Origin of the sequence: Delftia sp. CH05, from assembly GCF_009827015.1 — a bacterium.
In the GTDB taxonomy this organism is placed as follows: domain Bacteria; phylum Pseudomonadota; class Gammaproteobacteria; order Burkholderiales; family Burkholderiaceae_C; genus Comamonas; species Comamonas tsuruhatensis.
Genome location: NZ_WUMG01000011.1, coordinates 112,612 through 133,546, shown reverse-complemented (window position 1 = coordinate 133,546; position 20,935 = coordinate 112,612). Strand labels below are relative to the sequence as shown.

Annotated in this window: 19 protein-coding genes; 8 read left to right on the top strand and 11 right to left on the bottom strand. The window is 66.9% G+C overall.

The window, feature by feature from the left end:
• Complete coding sequence (locus GRX31_RS11915; RefSeq protein WP_012207467.1) at positions 1-978, bottom strand: ABC transporter permease; 978 nt, start codon at positions 976-978, stop codon at positions 1-3.
• A gap of 17 nt (positions 979-995) precedes the next feature.
• Complete coding sequence (locus GRX31_RS11910) at positions 996-2,591, bottom strand: ABC transporter substrate-binding protein (protein WP_160852856.1); 1,596 nt, start codon at positions 2,589-2,591, stop codon at positions 996-998.
• A 242-nt stretch (positions 2,592-2,833) separates the two neighbouring features.
• On the opposite strand from GRX31_RS11910, the gene pdxR reads away from it, so the two are divergent.
• A complete protein-coding gene (pdxR, locus tag GRX31_RS11905) occupies positions 2,834-4,345 on the top strand; it encodes a MocR-like pyridoxine biosynthesis transcription factor PdxR (protein ID WP_160852854.1) in 1,512 nt (503 codons plus the stop codon).
• An 18-nt stretch (positions 4,346-4,363) separates the two neighbouring features.
• Here the strand turns inward: pdxR and GRX31_RS11900 are convergent, their stop codons facing one another.
• The 3 genes from GRX31_RS11900 to tal all read right to left on the bottom strand — a co-directional run bounded on the left by GRX31_RS11900 (position 4,364) and on the right by tal (position 8,072).
• Positions 4,364-5,263: a transporter substrate-binding domain-containing protein gene (locus GRX31_RS11900; RefSeq protein ID WP_016448714.1), complete on the bottom strand. Its 900-nt coding sequence runs from the start codon at positions 5,261-5,263 to the stop codon at positions 4,364-4,366.
• A gap of 231 nt (positions 5,264-5,494) precedes the next feature.
• Positions 5,495-7,114: a glucose-6-phosphate isomerase gene (gene pgi, locus GRX31_RS11895; RefSeq protein ID WP_160852852.1), complete on the bottom strand. Its 1,620-nt coding sequence runs from the start codon at positions 7,112-7,114 to the stop codon at positions 5,495-5,497.
• 4 nt (positions 7,115-7,118) lie between these two features.
• Positions 7,119-8,072: a transaldolase gene (gene tal, locus GRX31_RS11890; protein WP_046988172.1), complete on the bottom strand. Its 954-nt coding sequence runs from the start codon at positions 8,070-8,072 to the stop codon at positions 7,119-7,121.
• A gap of 208 nt (positions 8,073-8,280) precedes the next feature.
• Here tal and GRX31_RS11885 point away from each other — a divergent pair, with 208 nt between their 5' ends.
• Positions 8,281-9,126: a MurR/RpiR family transcriptional regulator gene (locus GRX31_RS11885; RefSeq protein ID WP_016448717.1), complete on the top strand. Its 846-nt coding sequence runs from the start codon at positions 8,281-8,283 to the stop codon at positions 9,124-9,126.
• Positions 9,127-9,154: 28 nt separating this feature from the next.
• Here the strand turns inward: GRX31_RS11885 and fabF are convergent, their stop codons facing one another.
• Positions 9,155-10,441, bottom strand: coding sequence for a beta-ketoacyl-ACP synthase II (fabF, locus tag GRX31_RS11880; protein ID WP_160852850.1), 1,287 nt, complete (start codon positions 10,439-10,441; stop codon positions 9,155-9,157).
• Positions 10,442-10,646: 205 nt separating this feature from the next.
• Here fabF and GRX31_RS11875 point away from each other — a divergent pair, with 205 nt between their 5' ends.
• A complete protein-coding gene (locus tag GRX31_RS11875; protein ID WP_046240742.1) occupies positions 10,647-11,249 on the top strand; it encodes a TetR/AcrR family transcriptional regulator in 603 nt (200 codons plus the stop codon).
• A 15-nt stretch (positions 11,250-11,264) separates the two neighbouring features.
• Here GRX31_RS11875 and GRX31_RS11870 read toward each other — a convergent pair whose 3' ends face one another.
• From GRX31_RS11870 to GRX31_RS11860, 3 genes are all read right to left on the bottom strand, one after another.
• Positions 11,265-12,491, bottom strand: a complete 1,227-nt coding sequence (locus GRX31_RS11870) for a M20 aminoacylase family protein (protein ID WP_016448720.1) — start codon at positions 12,489-12,491, stop codon at positions 11,265-11,267.
• 134 nt (positions 12,492-12,625) lie between these two features.
• Positions 12,626-13,774, bottom strand: a complete 1,149-nt coding sequence (locus GRX31_RS11865; protein WP_016448721.1) for a porin — start codon at positions 13,772-13,774, stop codon at positions 12,626-12,628.
• A 182-nt stretch (positions 13,775-13,956) separates the two neighbouring features.
• Entirely contained in the window at positions 13,957-15,012 is a 1,056-nt protein-coding gene (locus GRX31_RS11860; protein ID WP_160852848.1) for a porin, read from the bottom strand.
• A 331-nt stretch (positions 15,013-15,343) separates the two neighbouring features.
• On the opposite strand from GRX31_RS11860, the gene coq7 reads away from it, so the two are divergent.
• Entirely contained in the window at positions 15,344-15,961 is a 618-nt protein-coding gene (gene coq7 / locus GRX31_RS11855) for a 2-polyprenyl-3-methyl-6-methoxy-1,4-benzoquinone monooxygenase (RefSeq protein WP_016448723.1), read from the top strand.
• A gap of 117 nt (positions 15,962-16,078) precedes the next feature.
• Here the strand turns inward: coq7 and GRX31_RS11850 are convergent, their stop codons facing one another.
• Positions 16,079-16,531 carry an OsmC family protein gene (locus tag GRX31_RS11850; protein ID WP_016448724.1) on the bottom strand — a complete coding sequence of 151 codons (453 nt, stop codon included), beginning with the start codon at positions 16,529-16,531 and terminating at the stop codon, positions 16,079-16,081.
• 367 nt (positions 16,532-16,898) lie between these two features.
• On the opposite strand from GRX31_RS11850, the gene ilvA reads away from it, so the two are divergent.
• From ilvA to GRX31_RS11835, 3 genes are read left to right on the top strand one after another with little or no spacing between them, the layout of a single operon-like run.
• Positions 16,899-18,452, top strand: coding sequence for a threonine ammonia-lyase, biosynthetic (gene ilvA / locus GRX31_RS11845; RefSeq protein WP_160852846.1), 1,554 nt, complete (start codon positions 16,899-16,901; stop codon positions 18,450-18,452).
• A 22-nt stretch (positions 18,453-18,474) separates the two neighbouring features.
• Positions 18,475-19,287, top strand: a complete 813-nt coding sequence (locus GRX31_RS11840) for an adenosylcobinamide-GDP ribazoletransferase (protein WP_160852844.1) — start codon at positions 18,475-18,477, stop codon at positions 19,285-19,287.
• Entirely contained in the window at positions 19,284-19,889 is a 606-nt protein-coding gene (locus GRX31_RS11835; RefSeq protein ID WP_160852842.1) for a histidine phosphatase family protein, read from the top strand. The genes GRX31_RS11840 and GRX31_RS11835 overlap by 4 nt, the downstream gene beginning before the upstream one ends.
• A 6-nt stretch (positions 19,890-19,895) precedes the next feature.
• On the opposite strand, the gene GRX31_RS11830 is transcribed toward GRX31_RS11835, so the two are convergent.
• On the bottom strand, positions 19,896-20,369 hold the full coding sequence (locus tag GRX31_RS11830) for a type II secretion system protein N (protein WP_016448728.1): 474 nt from the start codon (positions 20,367-20,369) through the stop codon (positions 19,896-19,898).
• Positions 20,370-20,391: 22 nt separating this feature from the next.
• Here GRX31_RS11830 and gspG point away from each other — a divergent pair, with 22 nt between their 5' ends.
• Positions 20,392-20,868, top strand: a complete 477-nt coding sequence (gene gspG, locus GRX31_RS11825) for a type II secretion system major pseudopilin GspG (protein ID WP_160852840.1) — start codon at positions 20,392-20,394, stop codon at positions 20,866-20,868.
• Positions 20,869-20,935: the final 67 nt, after the last annotated feature.

Below are 20,935 nucleotides of genomic sequence, written 5' to 3'. Positions count from 1 at the left end.
TCAGGCCGCCTTGATGCGGGGATCGATCAGCCGGTAGCACAGGTCGGTGACGAGGTTCATCACGACCACGACGATGGAGGAGAACAGCAGCACGCCCAGGATGGTCGGGTAGTCGCGCCGCAGCACCGAGTCGAAGGCCAGCCGGCCCAGGCCCGGCCAGTTGAAGACCGTCTCCACGATGATGGCGCCGGCCATGACGTTGCCGAACTGCAGGCCCAGCATGGTCACCACGGGCAGCAGCGCGTTGCGCAGCGCATGGCGGTAGAGCACCACATGCTCGGCCAGCCCCTTGGCGCGCGCCGTGCGGATGTAGTCGGCGCCCAGCACGTCCAGCATGGACGAGCGTGACAGCCGGCTGTACTGCGCCAGGTAGACCAGGGCCAGTGTCAGCGCAGGCAGCACCAGGTGCCGGGCCACGTCCAGCAGGTCGGCAAGGCCCGCGCCGCCTGCGGCATCGGCCGAGCGCATGCCCGACACCGGCAGCACGGGCCACCAGGAGGCAAACGCCAGCACCAGCAGCATGCCGGTCCAGAACACGGGCGCCGCAAAGCCCACCAGGGACAGCACGGTGATGCACTGCGACAGCAGGCCGTTGGGCCGGCGCGAGGACAGCACGCCCAGCAGCGTGCCCACCACGAAGGCCGTGAGCACGGCGGCCAGCACCAGCAGCAAGGTGGCGGGCACGCGCTCGGCAATCATCTGCGCCACCGGCAGGTTGAAGAAGTAGGAGTAGCCCAGATCACCACTGGCCACGCGCGCCAGGTAGATGCCCAGCTGCACGGGCAGCGGCCGGTCCAGCCCGTAGCGTGTGCGCAGCTCGGCCATGAGCTCGGGCTCCATGCCGCCGCTGGCGCCGGCAATGGTCTCCACGGGATCGCCGGGCGCCGCATGCACCAGCATGAAGTTCAGCACCACCACGGCCAGCACCAGCGCCAGGCCCTGCAGCAGCCGCTTGAGGAGTGTGCGGAGAAATGCCATGGCCGGGTCCTCCTGGATTACTTCAAGAAAATCTCGTCATAGGGCGAGGCCGGCCCCCAGACCGTGGTCGGCAGGTTGCCCACGTTCTTGCGCGCAGCCGTGTGGTAGGGCGAGTTGTTGATGAAGATCACCGGCAGCTCGTCCGTCACGGTCTTCTGGAAGGCCGCATAGAGCTTCTTGCGCTCGGCCGTGTCCAGCGTGCCGCTGGCCGTGTTCAGCAGCTCGTCAACCTTGGGATTGCGGTAGGACTGGGTGTTGGTCCAGACCACGGGCTTGATGTTGGTGGACAGGTAGCTGCGGTGCACGCCGATGACCGGGTCGCCCCAGTTGAAGACGATGTCCATGGACAGGTCGAAGTCATGCGTGGCCAGCCGCCGGGACCAGGCCGGGAAATCGGCCGAGGCCCGTACATCGACGGCGATGCCCACCTTCTTGAGCTGGGCGCGCACGTACTCGGCCACGTTCTTTTGCTGCTCGTCCGTGCCCGGCAGGTAGTCGATGGTGATCTTGAAGCGCTCGCCATTGGCCCCGGGCTTGAGGCCGGCCTCGTCCAGCAGGGCCGCCGACTTCTTGAGGTCCAGCGGATAGCGCACCAGGTCGGCCGAGGCAAAGGGGCTGGCCGCCACGATGGGGCCGTCGGCCACGGTGGCAAAGCCGCCCATCAGCGCCTTGGTAATGAAGTTCTTGTCGATGGCATGCGCAATGGCCTTGCGCACGCGCACATCGTCCAGCGGCTTCCTGTCGGTGTTGATGGCCAGCCAGTTGATCGAGCCTATGCCCTCGAAGCCCTTGCCGGTCAGCGTGATCTGGGGATTGGTGGACAGGCGCTTCAGGTCGATGGAGGCCTGCAGGTAGGGCACCATCTGCACGTCGCCGCGCTCCAGGCTCAGCAGCAGGCTGGAGGAGTCGGGCACGATGTTGAAGACCAGCTTGTCCAGGTAGGGGAGGCCGGGCAGGAAGAACTTGTCGAAGCGCTCCATCACGATGCGCTGGCCCGCGCGGAACTCGGTCAGCTTGAACGGCCCCGAGCCCACCACGTCGGCGCTGTTGCGCGCATGGGTCTTGAGGTCGGCACCGTCGCCATAGATGTGCTTGGGCAGTATGGGCGCCAGCGCCGGGCTCATGGCCAGCAGGATGGCCGGATGCGGCGCGCTCATGCGGATGATGGCCGTGTAGGGGTCGGGCGTGTCCACCTTCTCCACGGGCCCCAGCATGGTCTGGAACGGGTGGTTGGCCTTGATGGCCATGATGGAGAAGGCCACGTCGGCCGAGGTGATGGGCTTGCCGTCGTGGAACACGGCATTCCTGCGCAGGTTCAGGGTCAGCGACTTGCCGTCCTCGGCCAGCTTCCAGGACTCGGCCAGGTAGGGCTGGGGCTTCCACTGGTCATCGAAGCGCAGCGGGCTGGCGAACAGCTGGGTGGAAGGCATGGCCGTGGCAATGCCCGATTGCACGGCGCCGTTCAGGTGCCGTGGCACCTGGGTGCTGCCCACGATCAGGGTGCCGCCGCGCTGCGGCTCCTGGGCCTGCAGCGGCGTGGCCGCCAGGCCCGCCAGCGCGCCGGCCAGGGCCAGGGCCGCCAGGGCGCGGCGTCGGAAAGTGATGGTGTGCATGGACTGTCTCCCTCGTTGGATCGCCAGGCCGCGCGGCTCGCTGCCTTCAATCCAGAATACGCAACAAGGGCGCGGGCCGCGGGGGCCACAGCCGTCCAAACGTAGGAGCCAGAGGCCCGGTGTTTACCCGCGTCAGCCGGCCCAAACCTTTACTTGCCCGCACCCGCACCGCAACATGGCGCCGACCGCGCGCCCTCTGCCCGGCCGCGCCAAGAACGCCCCCCGATTGCCTCCGTTGCGCCATGAGCACCCCTTCCGCCACAGACCCACGCCACCAGTGGGCCCGCCTGTTCGCGCTGCCCGAGCAGCCCGGCCTTCCCCTGAAGGACCGCCTGCGCCTGGCCCTGGTCCAGCCCATCCTCGAAGGCCGCCTGCCGCCCGGCGCGGCCATGCCGCCCTCGCGCGAGCTGTCGCGCCTGCTGGAGGTGTCGCGCAATACCGTGACCACGGTCTACGAGCAGCTCGTGGATGAAGGCTTTCTGGAAGCCCGCCCGCGCAGCGGCGTGTTCGTGGCCCGGGATTCGCGCCTGGCTGGTGTGGACGGCGCCGTGGCCCTGCCTGCGACAAGTCCCGGGGAGCCCGCACCGGACTGGTCTGCACGCGTGCTGCGCTCGCTGACGGACAGGCACACGCTGTCCAAGCCGCTGCAGTGGCGCGAGTACCCCTACCCCTTCGTCTACGGCATGCACGATCCCGCGCTGTTTCCCACCGAAGGCTTCCGGGAATGCTGCACGCGCAGCCTGGCGCGCGCCCAGCTGCCGCAGTGGACGCCGGACTTCGAGACAGACGACGTGCCCGACCTGATCGAGCAGATCCGCCTGCGCCTGCTGCCCCGGCGCGGCGTGTTCGCGCTCAAGGAAGAGATCCTGGTCACCGTGGGCGCGCAGCAGGCCTTCTACCTGCTGGCCGACGCGCTGCTGGACCCCTCGCAGCGCCTGGGCTTCGAGGAGCCAGGCCACCCGCATGCGCGCAACACCTTTTCGCTGCGCCGCCCGCACTGGGTGCCCGTGGCCGTGGACGAGGAAGGCGTGGTGGTCGATGGCCTGCCGCCGCTGGACTACCTGTTCGTCACGCCCTCGCACCAGAGCCCCACCACCGTGACGCTGAGCCTGCAGCGGCGCGAGCAACTGCTGCGCCGCGCCGAGCAGGGCGATTTCGTGATCATCGAGGACGACTACGAGGCCGAGAACCTCTACCAGGGCAGGCCCATGCCCGCGCTCAAGAGCCTGGACAAGGGCGGGCGCGTGATCTATGTGGGGTCGCTGTCCAAGAGCCTGTCGCCCGCGCTGCGGCTGGGCTACATCGTCGCGCCGCGCGCGCTGATCGACGAGTTGCGCGTGCTGCGCCATGCCATGGTGCGCCACCCCAGCGCCTTTCTGCAGCACGCCTATGCGCTGTTCCTGTCGCTGGGCCACCATGAAGCCCATGCGCGCCGCGTGAACCAGGCCATGCTGGAACGCGTGGCGCAGGTGGACCGCTCGCTGCGCGCACACCTGCCGGATTTCATCTTCCGCCAGCCCCAGGGCGGCGCATCGCTGTGGGTGCAGGCGCCGGCGTGGCTGGATGCCGATGCGCTGGCCGCCGTGGCGCGCCGCCACGGCGTGCTGATCGAGGCAGGCAGCGCGTTCTTTGCGACGCCGCGCCAGCCCTGCCCCTTTTTCCGGCTGCGCCTGTCCTCCATTGCCACCGATCAGATCGATGCAGGCATTGCGGCACTGGCACAGGCGGTGGCCGAACTGGCCCGGTCGCGATGACCGGGTCCGGGCCCGTGGTCACTGCTGCGCGTAGGACTCCAGCGGCTTGTCGTTGGGCTTTTGCAGCAGCTGTTTGAGCATGTCGCTCATGGGCAGGTTCAGCGGGGCATTCTTGGGCGGAATGGGCTGCACGAACCACTTGTCGTAGATCTTCGCCACTTCGCCCGAGGCCATCATGCCGACCAGCACGTCGTCCACGGCCTTCTTGAAGGCGGGATCGTCGCGGCGAAACAGGATGGCGATGGGTTCGGAGCCCAGCACCTCGCCCACGATCTTGAAGCCTGCAGGGTTCTTGGAGTTGGCGATGACGCCGGCCAGCAGGTTGTCGTCCAGCACGAAGGCATCGGCACGGCCCGATTCGAGCATCAGAAAGCTCTCGAAATGGTCCTTGCCCAGCGAGGTGGGCAGGTTCACGCCATTGTCGCGCCCGTACTTGCGCAGCAGCTGCACGGCAGTCGTGCCGGCCGAGGCCGCCACGGGCTTGCCGTCGAGCTGCTTGAAGGAGGTGATGCCCGAGTCGGCACGCACGGCCATGCGCACCTGGCTCACGTAGGTGGTCACGGCAAAGGCCACCTGCTTTTGGCGCGCGAGGTTGTTCGTGGTCGGGCCGCAGCCGATGTCCACGGTGCCGTTCTGCACCAGGGGCATGGTGTTCTGCGAGGTCAGGGCCATGTACTCGATCTTGGCCTTGGGCACGATCTGGGCCAGCACCTTCTCGCACAGCTCCACGTGGTAGCCCACGTACTTCTGCGTGGTGCCGAAGGCATAGGCCATGGGCGCCGAGCTTTCGCGCACGCCCATCACCACCTTGCCTGTGCTCTGGATCTTGTCCAGCGTGCCGGCCGCTTCCTGTGCATGGGCAGCGCCAGTTGCCGCCACCACACATGCCATCGCCACATGGGCCAGTACGAATCGCATCGAGGGTCTCCTTGGATAGTTGTTGCAGGTCCGAAGGCGCGCTGCGCCTCCACCCTGCCGAGCCGCCGTCATTGGCTGCATGCAAGCAGGGCCGCCGTCAAGGCGATTGCATCAACTATCGAGCAATCAGGCGCCCGTGCATAACGATGAAATGGAAGAAGGTCATGCTCCACCCACATGACCCGGCACCCTGCTGGTGCGCCGCGGGGGCCACAGGCCCGCAGCGCCCGGTCAGCCGGCCGACCCTGCCGCAAGCCGGTGCATGAGGCCCTGCGTCGAGGCATCGACGCCCTGCCAGTCGCCGCTGTCCTGGCGCGCATGCAGCTGGCGCGCCAGGTGCTTGCCCAGCTCCACGCCCCATTGGTCGAAGCTGTTGATGCCCCAGACTGCACCGGCCGAGAAGACACGGTGCTCGTACAGCGCGATCAGGGCGCCCAGCGATGCCGGATCGAGCTGCTGCAGCAGCAGGAAGCTGCTGGGCCGGTTGCCCGCGCAATGGCGCTCCGCACCCTCGCCGTGGCGCCCCTCCATCAGGGCCTGGGCCTGGGCAATGGCGTTGACGACCAGGCTCTGGTGATGGGCGCCCAGGTATTTGCCGCCGTCGCGCAGCGCGATGAATTCCACGGGAATCACGTCCTGGCCCTGGTGCAGCATCTGGAAGAAGGCATGCTGGCCATTGGTGCCGGGCTCGCCCCATATCACGGGCGCCGTGCGCACAGGCAGTGTCTGCCCGTCGCGCGTCACGCCCTTGCCGTTGCTCTCCATCTCCAGCTGCTGCAGATAGGCGGTCAGCCGCCGCAGGCCATGGCTGTAGGGGGCAATGCAGCGGCTGGAGAAGCCGCAGAAATCGCGGTACCAGACATCCAGCAGGCCCAGGCGCAGCGGCAGGTTGCCCTCCACGCCGGAGGAAAAGAAATGCGCGTCCATGGCATGGGCGCCGTCCAGCAGCGCACGGAACTGCGCCGCCCCGATGGCGATGGCCACCGGCAGGCCGATGGCCGACCACAGCGAAAAACGCCCGCCCACCCAGTCCCAGAATCCCAGCGTGCGGCGGATGCCGAAGTCGGCTGCGGCCTGCACATTGGTGGTGAGCGCCACGAAGTGCCGGTCGATGGAGCACGCGGCCTGCGGGTCCTCGCTGCCGCCTTGCTCCAGGAACCACCGGCGCGCCGAGTGCGCGTTGAGCATGGTCTCGGCCGTGGTGAAGGATTTGGAGGCGATCAGGAACAGCGTGCTGTGCGGGCGCACGCGGCGCAGCACATGGCCGAGCTCATGGCCATCGACGTTGGAGACGAAATGGAAATTCTTGCCCGCATCGACCCAGTCCTCCAGCGCATTGACCACCACTTCGGGGCCCAGGTGCGAGCCGCCGATGCCGATGTTCACGATGTCGGTGATGCCCTCGTCGCCACGCACCTGCTCGGCCAGGGCCAGCATGGCGTCCAGCGTCTCGTGCACCTGGGCCAGCGCCTCGTGCATGGCCGGCTGCCACTGCTGCACGGTGGCGCAGTGACGCAGCTGGCCGCCGTCGCGCGGCATGCGCAGCAGCCAGTGCATGACGGCGCGGCCCTCGGTGCAGTTGACGGGCTCGCCGGCCAGCATGGCGTTGCGCTGGGCCAGCACGCCGGCCTGCTGCGCCAGCTCGCGCAGCAGCGTCTCGGTGGCTTCGGTCCAGAGGTTCTTGGACAGGTCGGCGAAGACATGCGGGGCCTGCTGGCTCAGCGCGTCCAGCCGGCCCGCGTCCGCGGCAAAGGCCTGGCGCAGATCCAGGGACCGGATGTCTTCGTTGAAATGGCGTTCAAGTGCCGGCCAGGCCGGCAAGGTGTTGCACAAAACGGGCAAGATCTTCATCCAATCAGTCTGCGGCCTGCTGCATCAATGCTTCGAGCTTGCGGGTGTCGGCAGCGAAGGCGCGTATGCCTTCGGCCAGCTTCTCGGTGGCCATGGCGTCCTCGTTGAGGGCCAGGCGGAAACCGGCTTCGTCGTAGTGCACGGGATCGAGGGCCAGGGTCCGCGCGGCCTCGGGGTCCAGGGCGCGCGCCAGGGGCGCATCGCTGGCGCCCAGCTGGGCCAGCAGTTCGGGGGCGATGGTCAGCAGGTCGCAGCCCGCCAGCGCCACGATCTGGCCCGTGTTGCGAAAGCTCGCGCCCATGACCTCGGTGGCGATGCCGAAGTGCTTGTAGTGCTCGTAGATGGCGCGCACGGAGCGCACGCCGGGATCGTTGGCGCCGGCCATGGCGGCCTCGTCCCACTGGGCGCCGGCCTGCTTCTTGTACCAGTCGTAGATGCGGCCCACGAAGGGCGAGATCAGCTGCACCTTGGCCTGGCCGCAGGCCACGGCCTGGGAGAACGAGAACAGCAGGGTGAGGTTGGTGTGGATGCCGCGCAGCTCCAGCTGGCGCGCCGCCTCGATGCCTTCCCAGGTGGAGGCGATCTTGATGAGCACGCGGTCGATGTGCACGCCTTCGGCCTGGTACAGCTCGATCAGGCGCTCGGCACGTGCCACGGTGGCCGAGGTATTGAAGGACAGGCGCGCATCGACTTCGGTGGAGACGCGGCCCGGAATGGTGTTCAGGATCTCGCAGCCGAAGCGCACCAGCATGCGGTCCATGACCTCGTCGAGGCGGCGGCCCTTGTACTGGGCCACGGTGGCGCGCATCAGCGGCGCGTACTCGGGCTTTTGCACCGCCTTGAGGATGAGCGAGGGATTGGTGGTCGCATCCCGCGGCTGGAACTGGGCCAGTTGGTGGAAGTCGCCGGTATCGGCCACCACGGTCGTGTACTGTCGAAGCGCATCAAGCTGGTTCATCGGTCATCCTTTGGGCGGGAGCCTGGGGGAAAGGCGGCGTCGCACCACAGCGGTGCGCTTGTACCGGCAAATCCTCAGAGTGTATGCGCCTGCATGGTTTGCATCGGCGTCGCGAAAGTAAGCAGAGGCTGCAGCTCATGCAAAATGCGCGCTGGACCTGCCTTGCGGCAACCGACCCATTCACCCACAGAACACCGCCCACCGTCTAATGCTGGACCGCATCACCGCCTCGCTGCCCTCGCTTGCTCCCGCCGAACAACGCGTGGCCCGCCTGGTGCTGGCCGATCCACGGGCCTTCGCACGGCAGCCGGTGCGCGAACTGGCCGAGCGAGCCCATGTCAGCAAGCCGACGGTGGTGCGCTTTTGCCGCAGCATGGGCTACGACGGCCTGGCCGACTTCAAGCTCAAGCTGGCCGGCAGCGTCAGCGAGGGCGTGCCCTTCATCCACCGCAGCGTGGACACCGACGACAAGACCAGCGACGTGATGGTCAAGGTGGTGGACAACGCCGTGGCCGCCTTCCTGCAATACCGCAATGCCGCCAGCACCACGGCCATAGAGCAGGCGGCGCAGGCCATCGCCTCGACCTGGCAGACAGGCCGGCGCATCGAGTTCTACGGCGCGGGCAACTCGGGCATCGTGGCGCAGGACGCGCAGCACAAGTTCTTTCGCCTGGGCGTGACCAGCCTGGCCACCAGCGACGGCCACATGCAGGTGATGAGCGCCACCCTGCTGGGACCCGGCGACTGCGCGGTGATCATTTCCAACTCGGGCCGCACGCGCGACCTGATGGACGCCGCCGACATCGCGCGCAAGAACGGCGCCACCACGATTGCCATCACCGCCAGCGGCTCGCCCCTGGCCTCGGCCTGCCACATCCATCTGGCCGCCGACCATCCCGAGGGCTACGACCGCTACAGCCCCATGGTGTCGCGCCTGCTGCACCTGCTGGTCATCGACGTGCTGGCCACCTGCGTGGCGCTGCGCATCGGCCCGGCCCTGCAGCCTGCGCTGGAGCAGATGAAGAACAACCTGCGGGCCAAGCGCTACACGTAGCACCGGCCCCCAGGCGCACCCGCCTCGTTCAGCCCTGCCAGCGCCTGAGCACCAGCGAGGCGTTGACGCCACCAAAGCCGAAACCGTTGACCAGGGCATGCTCCATGGCCCAGGGCCTTGCCGCGCCGGCGATCAGGTCCAGCCCCTGGGCCAGGGGATCGGGCTCCACGAGATTGCGCGTGGCCGGCGCCATCTGGTCGCGCAGCGCCAGCACCGTGAAGATGGCAGCCACCGCGCCCGCCGCGCCCAGCAGATGGCCCGTGGCCGACTTGGTGGAGCTGATCGCCACGCCGCTGCCCTCGCCAAACAGGGAGCGCATGGCCGCCAGCTCGCCCCGGTCCCCCACGGGCGTGGAGGTGGCGTGGGCATTGAGGTACTGCAACTGATCCGGCGACAGCCCGGCCATGGCCAGCGCCTGTGCCATGCTGCGGCGCGCGCCGTCGCCATCTTCCGGGCCCGAGGTGATGTGATAGGCATCGGCACTGGTGCCGTAGCCCACCACTTCGGCCAGCGGCACGGCGCCACGCGCCAGGGCGTGGTCCAGTCCCTCCAGCACCAGGGCGCCCGCGCCCTCGCCCATGACAAAGCCGTCGCGGCCCGCGTCGAAGGGGCGTGAGGCCTCTTCGGGCCGGTCGTTGTATCCCGTGGAAAGGGCCTTGGCCGCCGCGAACGCACCCAGGCTCACGCGGTCGATGGCTGCCTCGGCGCCGCCGCACAGCGCCACATCGGCCTCGCCCGAACGGATCATGCGCAGGCCGTCGCCCAGGGCCTGAACGCTGGCTGCGCAGGCGGTGACCGGTGCACCCAGCGGGCCCTTGAGTCCATGGCGTATCGACACATGCCCGGCCGCGAGATTGACCAGGAAAGACGGTACGGTGAAGGGCGACAGGCGCGACACCCCCCGGCTGTCCGTGGTGCGCACGGCCTGGGCAATGGCGCCAAAGCCGCCGATGCCCGAGCCAATGATGCAGGCCGTGCGCGTGCGCTCGTCCTCGCTGGCCGGCTGCCAGCCGGCCTGGGCCAGCGCCTGGTCCGAAGCGTCCAGCGCCAGCGGGATGAAGCGGTCCATCTTGCGCTGGTCCTTGGGCGAGACCACGGCATCGATGTCCCAGCCGCCTTCCGGGTCGCGGGCCAGGTCGGGCACCTGGCCTGCCACCTGGCCCAGCACATCGGGCGCCAGATCCTCGGGCAACCGGCTCAGGCCCGATGCGCCGGACAGCAGCCGGCGCCAGGCCAGTTCAGTGCCCCGACCCAGCGGCGAGACCATGCCCATGCCCGTGATGACCACGCGGCGTGCGAGAGGACCCGTGCTCATGAACGCTCCCTGATGGACCATGCAGAGACTGCAGCGCGCACGGGGCACAGGCTGCTCGGGATTGAAGAGGCGTTCATCGGTTCTTCCCTGTAGAGTGCACAGCCCCTGCCGCAGATGGTGAACATTGCCTGCAGGCACGGACTTATGATGATGGCCGTCATCATAAACGCATTTTGATGACAACCATAATCATTGGACAGTGCACATGAAAGTCACGAAAGCCCAGGCCGCGCAGAACCGGCAGGACATCCTCGAAGCCGCTGCGCGGCTGTACCGCGAGCACGGGCTGGACGGCGTCGGCGTGGCCGAGGTGACGCGCGGCGCGGGACTCACCCACGGCGGGCTCTATCGCCACTTCGAATCCAAGGACGCGCTGGTGCGCGAAGCCTGCGCACGCGCCTTCGACTGGTCCATCGCGCCGCTGGACGGCCTGCAGGGTGAACAGGCCGGCAGCCTTGCTGCGCGCGTGCAGTCCTATCTGTCGCCGCAGCACCGCGACAGCCCCGGCGAGGGCTGCCCCGCTGCGGCGCTGGCCGTGGACGTGGCTCGGGCAGGCGGTGATCTTTCAGCGGTGTTCGCCGAAGGGGTGGAACGCAACATCGGCAGGTTTGCGCGCGTGATCGGCACACTTGGCGACGATCAGGCACCCGATGCCGCACAGCGCGCCCAGGCCATGGCCATGCTCAGCAGCATGGTAGGCGCCCTGGTCCTGGCACGTGCCACGGTCGCCGCCAATCCAGCCTTGTCCGACGAGATCCTGGAAACGGTAAAGGCCCACCTTCTTGCGACCGAGGGACAGCCCCGCTGACCGGCTCCGCCTGCGCTATACGTCCTGCGAAGGCAGCGGCATGGCCTGCTCGATCAGGCTGGCGTGCAGGGCAGCGCCCAGCGGCAGCACCTCGTCGTTGAAGTCATACCGGCTGCTGTGCAGCGGCACCCCGGGCTGGGCGCCCGTGGATTGCCCCAGACGCAGGTAGGCGCCGGGTTTGTGCTGCAGCATGAAGGAAAAATCCTCCGCGCCCATGCTGGGCTCCAGCTGCCGGTCCAGGTTCTCCACGCCCACCAGCGCCTGGGCCACGTCGGCCGCAAAGGCGGCCTCCGTGGGGGAATTGATGGTGGCGGGATAGATGCGCTCGTAGTTGACCTTGGCCGTGGCACCCAGCCCCAGCGCCACCGCGCTGCACAACTCCTGCAGTCGCTGCTCGACACGGTCCTGCACGGCGGGATCGAAGGTCCGCACGGTTCCCACCAGCGTTGCCGTGCCCGGCATCACGCTGAAGGCGCCCAGGTCCCCGGCCTGCACGGCGCACAGGCTGATGACGGCACTGTCGATGGCGCGCACATTGCGCGAGACGATGCTCTGCACGGCCGTGGTGATGTGCGCGGCCGCCAGCACCACGTCCACCGTCTGGTAGGGATGGGCGCCGTGGCCGCCGCGCCCCGTGATCTCGATGGTGATGCGGTCGGCAGCCGCCATCATCGCGCCCATGTTGATGCCCACCGTGCCCGCACGCATGGCAGGCCAGTTGTGCATGGCGTACACGGCCTGCATCGGAAAGCGGTCGAAAAGACCATCGGCAATCATGGCCCGCGCGCCGCCCCGTCCTTCCTCGGCAGGCTGAAAGACCAGCACGGCCGAGCCGTCGAAACGCCGTGTCGCAGCCAGGTAGCGGGCGGCGCCCACCAGCATGGCCGTATGGCCGTCATGCCCGCAGCCGTGCATCAGCCCCTGCTTGCCCGATTTCCAGGGAAATTCGTTGTGCTCGACCATGGGCAGTGCATCCATGTCGGCACGCAGGCCCACCATCGCTCCCGAGCTGTGCCCCTGGCCACGGATCACGGCCACCAGGCCCGTGGTGCCCAGGCCTTCGTGGATCTCGTCCACGCCGCATTGCCGCAAGGCCTCCTTGACGCGCGCAGCCGTGAAGCGCTCCTCGAACCCCAGCTCAGGATGCGCATGCAGCTCGCGGCGCAGCGCCGTCAGCTCGGGGTGGTACTGAGCGATCTGGGCAAAGACCCGACCGCCTGCCTTGTATCGAGTGGCTTCCATAGCCTTGATTCTTTCGCTTCATTGGCCTGCGCATTACCTTAACGCAGGAAATCGCGCCCGCCCACCGTCAGCCCTTCGACAGGAAACAAAAAGGCCTCCCGAAGGAGGCCATCCGTTGCGCAAACGCCGCGCGCTCAGAAGCGATGGCGCAGGCCGACGGTGAAGCCCGTGCGCTTGGTGGCGCCATTGGCGTCGAGCATCACGCCCGAGCCGCCACTGGTCTTGGTGTGGTCCAGGGCCACATAGGCATCCGTACGCTTGGAGAAGGCGTAGTCGAGCACCGCCACCAGGAAGTCTGCCTTGCCATTGAAATTGCCCGTGCCCGAGCCCGACTGCTTGGCATGGTAGTAATGCGCGCCCACATTGATCTGGGGCGTGATCTGGTAGCCGAAGCCCATCTTGTACATCTGGCGCTTGTTGGCGTCGCCGGCCACGAAGCCGCCGTTGGACGAACCCGTCCAGAAGGAGTTGAGGATGGCTTGGTCGAATCCACCGCCTGCGGTTGCCGCCGGGAATGCGTCCTTGCGCTTGTTCAGGCCGTAGCCCAGGTTGACGTACCAGGGACCCACGCGGTAGGAGCCGCCCAGGGTATAGGCATCGACCTTGGTGCCGGCCGGCAGCGTCGTGCCCAGGTAGCCGGCGCCTGCGGAAATGCCGCTTTGCGAGTAGCGCAGATAGCCGCCGGCCGTCTTGATGGCGCCACCGGGCACCACGCCAGTGCCGACCTTGTCGAAGGTGTTGTTCTCGTCGAACGAATACTGCAATGCGCCGCGCACGGGGCCGAACTCGGCCAGGTACTTGACCATGTTGCTGGCGCGCGCGCCCATGGACATGCCGATTTCAGGCTTGTAGGCCTCCATGTACGGCGAATACGGGAAGGAGGCATAGGTGGACGTCACCAGATCGAACAGCATGTTGTACTGGCGACCCAGGGTGATCTGGCCGAAGCTCTTGCTGCGCAGGCCCACCCAGGATTGCTGGAAGTAGCTTGCCGCAGCCTGCTCGCCGGTGTCGGTGAGGAAACGGGCTTCCAGGTTGGCAATGGCTGCCAGACCGCCGCCCAGGTCCTCGGTGATGTTGATGCCCCAGCGGCTTTGCGACATGCCGCCGCCGATCATCTGGGTCTTGCCGCTCTTGGTCGGGCCTTCATTGGTGGTGTGGCGCACGCCGGCATCGACGATGCCGTACAGCTGCACGCTGCTTTGCTGGGCGAATGCTGCCAAGGGTGCCGTTGCTGCCAACACCGCCAGTGCCACGCTCTTTTTCACGAATGAAGAATTCATTGTGTTGTCTCTCTCTTGTTAACGATTGGTTGGTGGAAATTTCATTCTAGAAACGCTTTTCCCGCCTCGTCACCGTTGGCACAAGCACAACACAGGTCTTTCCCTAGCACAAAACAAAAGAGCCAGTCCGAAGACTGGCTCTTTTTTGCTTCAAATGGCAACTGGCTTACGCCAGCCGTTCATTAGAAAGCGTGGCGGATACCGACTTGCACGCCAGTCTGGCTTTCGCCAGCTTGCACGCCACCAGCGTACACGCCCTTGGCTTGCAGGCCCAGGGTCGAAGCATCCTTGTTCTTCAGGAATGCCAGGTTGCCGTACAGAGAGGTGCGCTTGGACAGGTTGTGCACGTAGCCCAGAGTGATCTGGTGAGCCTTGGAGTCGATGGCCTTCTGGTCGTACAGAGCGTACTGCAGCTTGACTTCGCCCACGCCGCCCACGGGAGCCGAAGCGCCCAGCATGTAGGAGTTGGTCTTGACGTCGCCGCCGATGTCGCGCTTGAACTTGGTCTGTTGCAGCAGGCCAGTCAGCTTGGCAACGCCGAAGTTGTACGAAGCACCCAGGGTGATTTCGTCACGGTCGGTAGCCAGACCACCAATGGCAGTCTTTTGCTGGGCCAGGCCCAGGCTGGCGCTCAGGGGGCCGTTGTCGTATGCAACGTAACCGCCGATGTAACGGCCGACGCTGTCAGCAGTACCGATGGTTTGCTTTTCGTCGAAAGCGTAGCCAAAGCCGGCGTTGAAACCGCCGAAGTTGGGGGTGTAGTACGCGATCAGGTTGTTAGCGCGGATGCCGTTGTCGTCGGCGCCTTGGCCAGCAGCCCAGTTACGGAAGCCCATGAACTGGCCGATACCGGTGGCGCTGAACAGGTCGTAGGAGGTCAGCTTGGAGAACGAAGGCAGTTGGTCACGGCCCAGGCGCACTTCACCGAAGTTGCCCGACAGGCTCACGGTGGAACGACGCTTGAAGTTGAAGCCGCTGGCGTTGCCATCGTCACCGAAGATTTCGCCTTCCAGCCAGAAGCCAGCCTTCAGACCACCACCCAGGTCTTCCGTGCCGCGCAGGCCCAGACGGCTCGTGGAAGCGCCGCTGGTGCCCAGACCATAACGGCTGTCGCCAGCTGCGTCCTTGTTCACGTAGGCAACGTTGGTGTCCACGATACCGAACAGGGTCACGGAGGATTGAGCCATTGCGGCGCCGGAAGCAGCCAGCACTGCCAGGGCAATCAGAGATTTTTTCATTACGAGTTACTCCAAGGTTTAGAAGGGCGCCGGTCGTGAGGAAGAGAGGCTTGGCCTGAGGCTCCACCGGTTTCCCGCGCCAACCTCCTGGTGGGGAAGTTAGGGCCTATTGCACCAGACCGCCGCTGCCCATGCAAAGAAATTCACCCACAAACGGGCTTGAACCCCCGTTTTTCGTTGCACTGCCGCAACAAACCTGCAGACCAACACAATCAGGCCCAACCCGAACATCGCGCCGGCCTTGTTGCGCTTGCACAAAGAGAGGGCATGTCGTCCTGGTGTACCGTTCAGACCCTGAATTTGCCAAGATTTTCCGCTCTAGGGACCGCCCATGGACAAGATACTGACTGCCGCCGATGCGGCGCTTCGCACCCTGTTTGCACAGCCTTCCGCGGCCGAGCGCTCTCCCGCCACCGGCATCGCGGAGGGTGAGCTGACCGAGGCACAGCGCCGCCTGTCGGGCGCCTTGATGCGCGTCAATCATGTCGGAGAGGTCTGCGCCCAGGCGCTGTACAACGCCCAGGCCATGGTGACGCGCGACATGGTGCTGCGCGAGCATCTGCTGGAGGCGGCCCGCGAGGAAACCGATCACCTGGCATGGACCCGCGACCGGCTCAACGCCCTGGGCGACCGACCCAGCCTGCTGAACCCGCTGTGGTTCGCCGGGGCATTCGCCATCGGCGTGGTGGCCGCCAAGATCAGTGACGCCGCCAGCCTGGGCTTCGTGGTGGAGACCGAGGAGCAGGTTTCCGCCCACCTGGAATCCCATCTGGGCCGTCTGCCTGAGGAGGACCGCCCTTCGCTGGCCGTGGTGGCCCGCATGAAGGACGATGAGGAGCGCCATGCCGCCGCTGCGCGTGAAGCCGGCGCGCTGGAGCTGCCGCCGCCCGCCCGCGCCTTGATGCGCCTGGCCGCCAAGGTCATGACGACGACCGCTCACCGCATCTGAGATCCGAAGCTTCTGAAACGACGGGAGCTGCATCCAGCCAAAAAAGAAGCGGGCCCGGCCCGCTTTCTTCATTCTTGCCGAGTCCCTGTCGAGGCACGGACCCAAGCACCAGATACCTCAGGCCTCGACGATGTCGAACCCCGTGGTGATCTCGGCCGTCTTGCCCAGCATGATGGTGGCCGAGCAGTATTTGTCGTGGCTCATGGCAATGGCCCGCTCCACCGCGCCCGCTGGTAGGCCGGTGCCGCTGACGGTGAACTGCATGTGGATCTTGGTGAACACCTTGGGATCGGTGTCCGCGCGCTCCGAAGTGAGCTTGACGCTGCAGCCTTTGACCGCGTGCCTGCCGCGCTTGAGGATCAGCACCACGTCGTAGGCCGTGCAGCCGCCTGCGCCTGCCAGCAGCATTTCCATGGGGCGGGGTGCCTGGTTCTGGCCTCCATTGGCAGGATTGGCCGCATCCGGCGCCCCGTCCATATTGACCACATGGCCGCTGCCCGTTTCCGCCACGAAGCCCATGCCCGAGCGCATGCCGGTCGTGCCGCCTGTCCAACTCACTGTGCATTCCATTGTTGCGTCCTCAAAAAACTGTTGCTATTTTGCATCAACTACACAAAAACCCTGATTTTGTTGCAACGCAGCACCTGCCGTGCATACAATGCACCCAAGCGTTATTTGAAGGGTTAACCCGGACAACCCTCCAGATGGACTGCAGATTGTGAACCAACTTCACTCTGCATCGCACCAGTTGTCTCCTCCACCTCCTCTATTGGTGGATTCAGCCCCCGGCTTTACAGCCTGGGGCTTTTTTTTTGCCTTCGTCGTCCCTGGCCCAGCCTGGACGCTGCACTGCAGCATGAGTCACAAGCGCCTATGATGGCCGCCTGACACCGACGGGCCGCCTCCCGGCCTGCTGCTCTCCAGCCTTTCGCCGACGATGAACCACCCCCTGACCCCTGCCGACTACCTGACCAAGATCCTTACCGCGCGCGTGTACGACGTGGCCGTGGAGTCGGACCTGGAGCCCGCCAAGGCGCTGAGCCGCCGCCTGCACAACAAGGTGCTGCTCAAGCGCGAGGACCAGCAGCCGGTGTTCAGTTTCAAGCTGCGAGGCGCCTACAACAAGATGGCACACCTGTCCGCCGAGCAGCTGGAAAAGGGCGTGATCTGCGCCTCGGCCGGCAACCATGCGCAAGGCGTGGCGCTGGGCGCACGCAAGCTCGGTTGCCGCGCCGTGATCGTGATGCCCACCACCACGCCGCAGGTCAAGATCGATGCGGTACAGGCGCTGGGCGGCGAGGTGGAACTGGCCGGGGAAAGCTATTCCGACGCCTACAAGCACGCCGTCAAGCTGCAAAAGGAAAAGGGCCTGACCTTTGTGCACCCCTTCGACGATCCCTATGTGATCGCCGGCCAGGGCACGATTGCCATGGAAATGCTGAGCCAGCTGCAAAAGCTGGGCAGCCCGCGCCTGGATGCCGTATTTGTCGCCATCGGCGGCGGCGGCCTGATCTCGGGCGTGGCCAACTACGTCAAGGCCGTGCGCCCCGACGTGAAGGTGATCGGCGTGCACACCAAGGATTCGGACGCCATGCTGCAGTCCGTGCGCGCCGGCCACCGCGTGGAGCTGGCCGACGTGGGCCTGTTCGCCGACGGCACGGCCGTCAAGCTGGTGGGCGAGGAGACCTTCCGCATCGCCCAGGGCCTGGTGGACGACTACGTGGTGGTCGATACCGATGCCGTCTGCGCCGCGATCAAGGACATCTTCGTGGACACGCGCTCCATCGTCGAGCCGTCCGGCGCCCTGGCCGTGGCGGCGATCAAGCAGTACGTCGCGAAGAACAAGACCAGGGGCGAGACCTATGCCGCCATCCTGTGCGGCGCCAACATGAACTTCGACCGGCTGCGCTTCGTGGCCGAGCGTGCCGAGGTGGGCGAGGAGCGCGAGGCGCTTTTTGCCGTGACCATCCCCGAGGAACGCGGCAGCTTCAAGCGCTTTTGCGAAGTCGTGGGCAAGCTGCCTGGCGGCCCGCGCAACGTGACCGAGTTCAACTACCGCATCAGCCACGAGAACAAGGCCCATGTCTTCGTGGGCCTGACCACGGCAGCGCGCGGCGAGTCCGAGAAGATCGCCAGGAACTTCGAGAAGCAGGGCTTCGAGGCGCTGGACCTGACCTTCGACGACATGGCCAAGGAGCATCTGCGCCACATGGTCGGCGGCCATTCGCCGCTGGCCCAGGAAGAGCGCCTGCTGCGCTTCGTCTTCCCCGAGCGCCCCGGCGCACTGTTCAAGTTCCTCAGCCTGATGGCGCCGACCTGGAACATCTCGCTGTTCCATTACCGCAACCAGGGCGCGGACTACGGCCGCATCCTGGTCGGCATGCAGGTGCCCGCCAAGGATGGCCGTAAATTCGACGCCTTCCTGAGCAATCTGGGCTACCCCTGGGTCGAGGAAACCGGCAACCCTGCCTACCAGCTCTTCCTGAAGTAGGCCCCGCCTCGGCTGTCCAGACATGCAGCCCATACGCCATTTCCTGCTGGCCCTGCAGTTCTTCAGCCGCATTCCGGTCACCGGGCGGCTTGCGGCCTGGGCCGGCTGGAGTCCGGCAATGCAGCACGCCAGCGTGGCCCATCTGCCGGGCGTGGGCTGGCTGGTCGGCGCCTGGGGCGCGGCGTGGCTGCTGGCCGCAGGCTGGCTGCTGGCACCCAGCCCCTGGATGCCTCTGGTGGCTGCCGTGCTGTCCACCATTGCCACGCTATGGATGACAGGCGGCTTGCACGAGGATGGATTGGCCGACGTGGCCGACGGCCTGGGCGGCTTTGTCCCGCCCCAGCGCGCGCTGGAAATCATGAAGGATTCGCGCCTGGGAGCCTACGGCGCCATGGCGCTGGTGATGGCGCTGATGACCAGGATCTCCCTGGTCGCGCTGCTGATCGACATTCGCGCGGAATGGGCGGCCTTGCTGCTGTGCAGCAGCCATGTGCTGTCGCGCATGGCGCCGCTGGCTCTCATGCAATGCCTGCCCTATCTGGGCCAGGCAGCCCACTCCAAGGCCTTGCATGCGGCTGGCAGGCCGTTGAGCGCCAAAGGCCTGGTCACGGCAATGCTCTGGAGTCTCCCCGCCCTGGCGCTGCCGGCGTGGCTGGCGGGCCTGCCGCTCGTCATCGGCCTGGTCCTGCCCGGCGCCCTGGTCACGGCCGCCATGGTGCGTTGGCTGCGCCGTCGCCTGGGCGGCATGACGGGCGATTGCCTGGGCGCCGCCCAGCAGGTCTGTGAACTGGCCATGCTGCTGGGCGCCGCCGCTGTGCTGATGCGCATGCAATGAACGCTCTCCCAACGCCGCGCCTTTGGCTGGTACGCCATGCCCGCCCCCTGGTGGAGCCCGGCATCTGCTATGGCCGGCTCGACATGGAGGCCGACGCCCAGGCCACGGCCGATGCGGCGCAGGCCCTGCATATCGCGCTGCCTGCGGATTGCCGGATGCTGCATTCGCCGCTGCGCCGATGCAGCCAATTGGCCCGGGCTCTGCAGGCCCTACGGCCCGCCCTGGCATCGCAGGCGGATGGCCGGCTGCTGGAGATGGATTTCGGCCACTGGGAAGGCCAGCCCTGGGAGGCGCTGGACCGCAGCGCCATCGATGCCTGGGCGGCAGACCTTGCCGGGCACGCGCCGGGCCGGGGAGAGTCCCTGGCCGCCATGCTGCGCAGGGTGGACGAGGCCTTGCAGCAGGCAAGGATGTACTCGAAGGACGACGGCGCCGGGCGCGACATCGTCTGGATCACCCATGCCGGCGTGGTGCGCTGCGTGCAATGGCTGATGCGTGAAGGCAACGCCCTGCCTCAGGCGGCCCAGTGGACGCTGCCGGCGCCTGACTTTGGCGGCTGGCTGGTATTGGAGCTGCAGCCGCAACTGCAGCCGCCGCACTGACCGGACTCAGCGCTTGTCGGGCAGGGACAGCTGCAGCGTGATGGAGGCGGGGCCATCGACGCTGGGACCCAGGCGCGCCTCGCGGCCCGAGACCGACTGCAGCACCACGCCCTCTTCCACGGCACGCCCCACGCGAAACGGCTTGGCCGGCTGGTTGCCCACGGCGATGACCGCCGCGCCGCCGCCGCTGTCGCGACCGGCCAGCACACCCACCAGCGCATAGCGCGAGACCACAGGCGCCGCGACCGGCACAGCAACACCCTGAGCAGCGGCCACGCCCCCCAGGGCCTGCGCCAGCGCGGGCGCATCGACCTGCAGTGCCTCGGGGGGAGCCGGTGGCACGGGCGCCCCCGCGCCGCCATTGCCCAGGCGCATGGCCCAGAAAGCCACGATGCCGGCCGCCAGCAGCCAGAGCACGAATGTGGCCGCCTTGACGTGCCAGGTCCGGGCCTGGCCCCGGTTCAATGAAAGTGTCACCATCGCGCGATTATGATGGAGCGATATGTCCAATTTGCTGCACCGTTCCATGACCAGCCTTCCCCGCCGTCCGATGCCTGCCCTGCGCACCGCCGTCCAGCGCGGCTTCACGCTGATCGAGCTGATGGTGGTCCTGGTCATCATCGGCGTGCTGGCGGCCCTGATCGTGCCCAACGTGCTGGACCGCGCCGACGATGCCCGCGTCACGGCTGCACGCACCGACATCACCAACATCTCCCAGGCGCTCAAGCTCTACCGCCTCGACAACCAGCGCTATCCCACGGCCGAGCAGGGCCTGCAGGCGCTGATCATCCGTCCCACGAGCGGACCGCTGCCCAACAACTGGAAGCCCTATCTGGAAAAGCTGCCCAATGATCCCTGGGGCCGTCCGTACCAGTACCTGAATCCGGGCATCAAGGGCCCCATCGACATCATGTCCTTCGGTGCCGACGGCCAGGCCGGCGGAGAGGGCAAGGATGCCGACATCGGCAGCTGGCAGTAAGTCGATGGCCCGGGCGATGGCCCGCAAGCGCCGCGCTGCACCGCACCACAGGCCCGCACTCCCGGCG

Coding starts and splice junctions, on each gene's coding strand:
- pgi (WP_160852852.1), bottom strand. CDS start 7,114: ATGAAGATCTTGCCCGTTTTGTGCAACACCTTGCCGGCCTGGCCGGCA.
- GRX31_RS11865 (WP_016448721.1), bottom strand. CDS start 13,774: ATGAATTCTTCATTCGTGAAAAAGAGCGTGGCACTGGCGGTGTTGGCA.
- tal (WP_046988172.1), bottom strand. CDS start 8,072: ATGAACCAGCTTGATGCGCTTCGACAGTACACGACCGTGGTGGCCGAT.
- pdxR (WP_160852854.1), top strand. CDS start 2,834: ATGAGCACCCCTTCCGCCACAGACCCACGCCACCAGTGGGCCCGCCTG.
- coq7 (WP_016448723.1), top strand. CDS start 15,344: ATGGACAAGATACTGACTGCCGCCGATGCGGCGCTTCGCACCCTGTTT.
- GRX31_RS11835 (WP_160852842.1), top strand. CDS start 19,284: ATGAACGCTCTCCCAACGCCGCGCCTTTGGCTGGTACGCCATGCCCGC.
- ilvA (WP_160852846.1), top strand. CDS start 16,899: ATGAACCACCCCCTGACCCCTGCCGACTACCTGACCAAGATCCTTACC.
- GRX31_RS11850 (WP_016448724.1), bottom strand. CDS start 16,531: ATGGAATGCACAGTGAGTTGGACAGGCGGCACGACCGGCATGCGCTCG.
- GRX31_RS11915 (WP_012207467.1), bottom strand. CDS start 978: ATGGCATTTCTCCGCACACTCCTCAAGCGGCTGCTGCAGGGCCTGGCG.
- GRX31_RS11910 (WP_160852856.1), bottom strand. CDS start 2,591: ATGCACACCATCACTTTCCGACGCCGCGCCCTGGCGGCCCTGGCCCTG.
- fabF (WP_160852850.1), bottom strand. CDS start 10,441: ATGAGCACGGGTCCTCTCGCACGCCGCGTGGTCATCACGGGCATGGGC.
- GRX31_RS11870 (WP_016448720.1), bottom strand. CDS start 12,491: ATGGAAGCCACTCGATACAAGGCAGGCGGTCGGGTCTTTGCCCAGATC.
- GRX31_RS11900 (WP_016448714.1), bottom strand. CDS start 5,263: ATGCGATTCGTACTGGCCCATGTGGCGATGGCATGTGTGGTGGCGGCA.
- GRX31_RS11860 (WP_160852848.1), bottom strand. CDS start 15,012: ATGAAAAAATCTCTGATTGCCCTGGCAGTGCTGGCTGCTTCCGGCGCC.
- GRX31_RS11875 (WP_046240742.1), top strand. CDS start 10,647: ATGAAAGTCACGAAAGCCCAGGCCGCGCAGAACCGGCAGGACATCCTC.
- GRX31_RS11885 (WP_016448717.1), top strand. CDS start 8,281: ATGCTGGACCGCATCACCGCCTCGCTGCCCTCGCTTGCTCCCGCCGAA.
- gspG (WP_160852840.1), top strand. CDS start 20,392: ATGTCCAATTTGCTGCACCGTTCCATGACCAGCCTTCCCCGCCGTCCG.
- GRX31_RS11840 (WP_160852844.1), top strand. CDS start 18,475: ATGCAGCCCATACGCCATTTCCTGCTGGCCCTGCAGTTCTTCAGCCGC.
- GRX31_RS11830 (WP_016448728.1), bottom strand. CDS start 20,369: ATGGTGACACTTTCATTGAACCGGGGCCAGGCCCGGACCTGGCACGTC.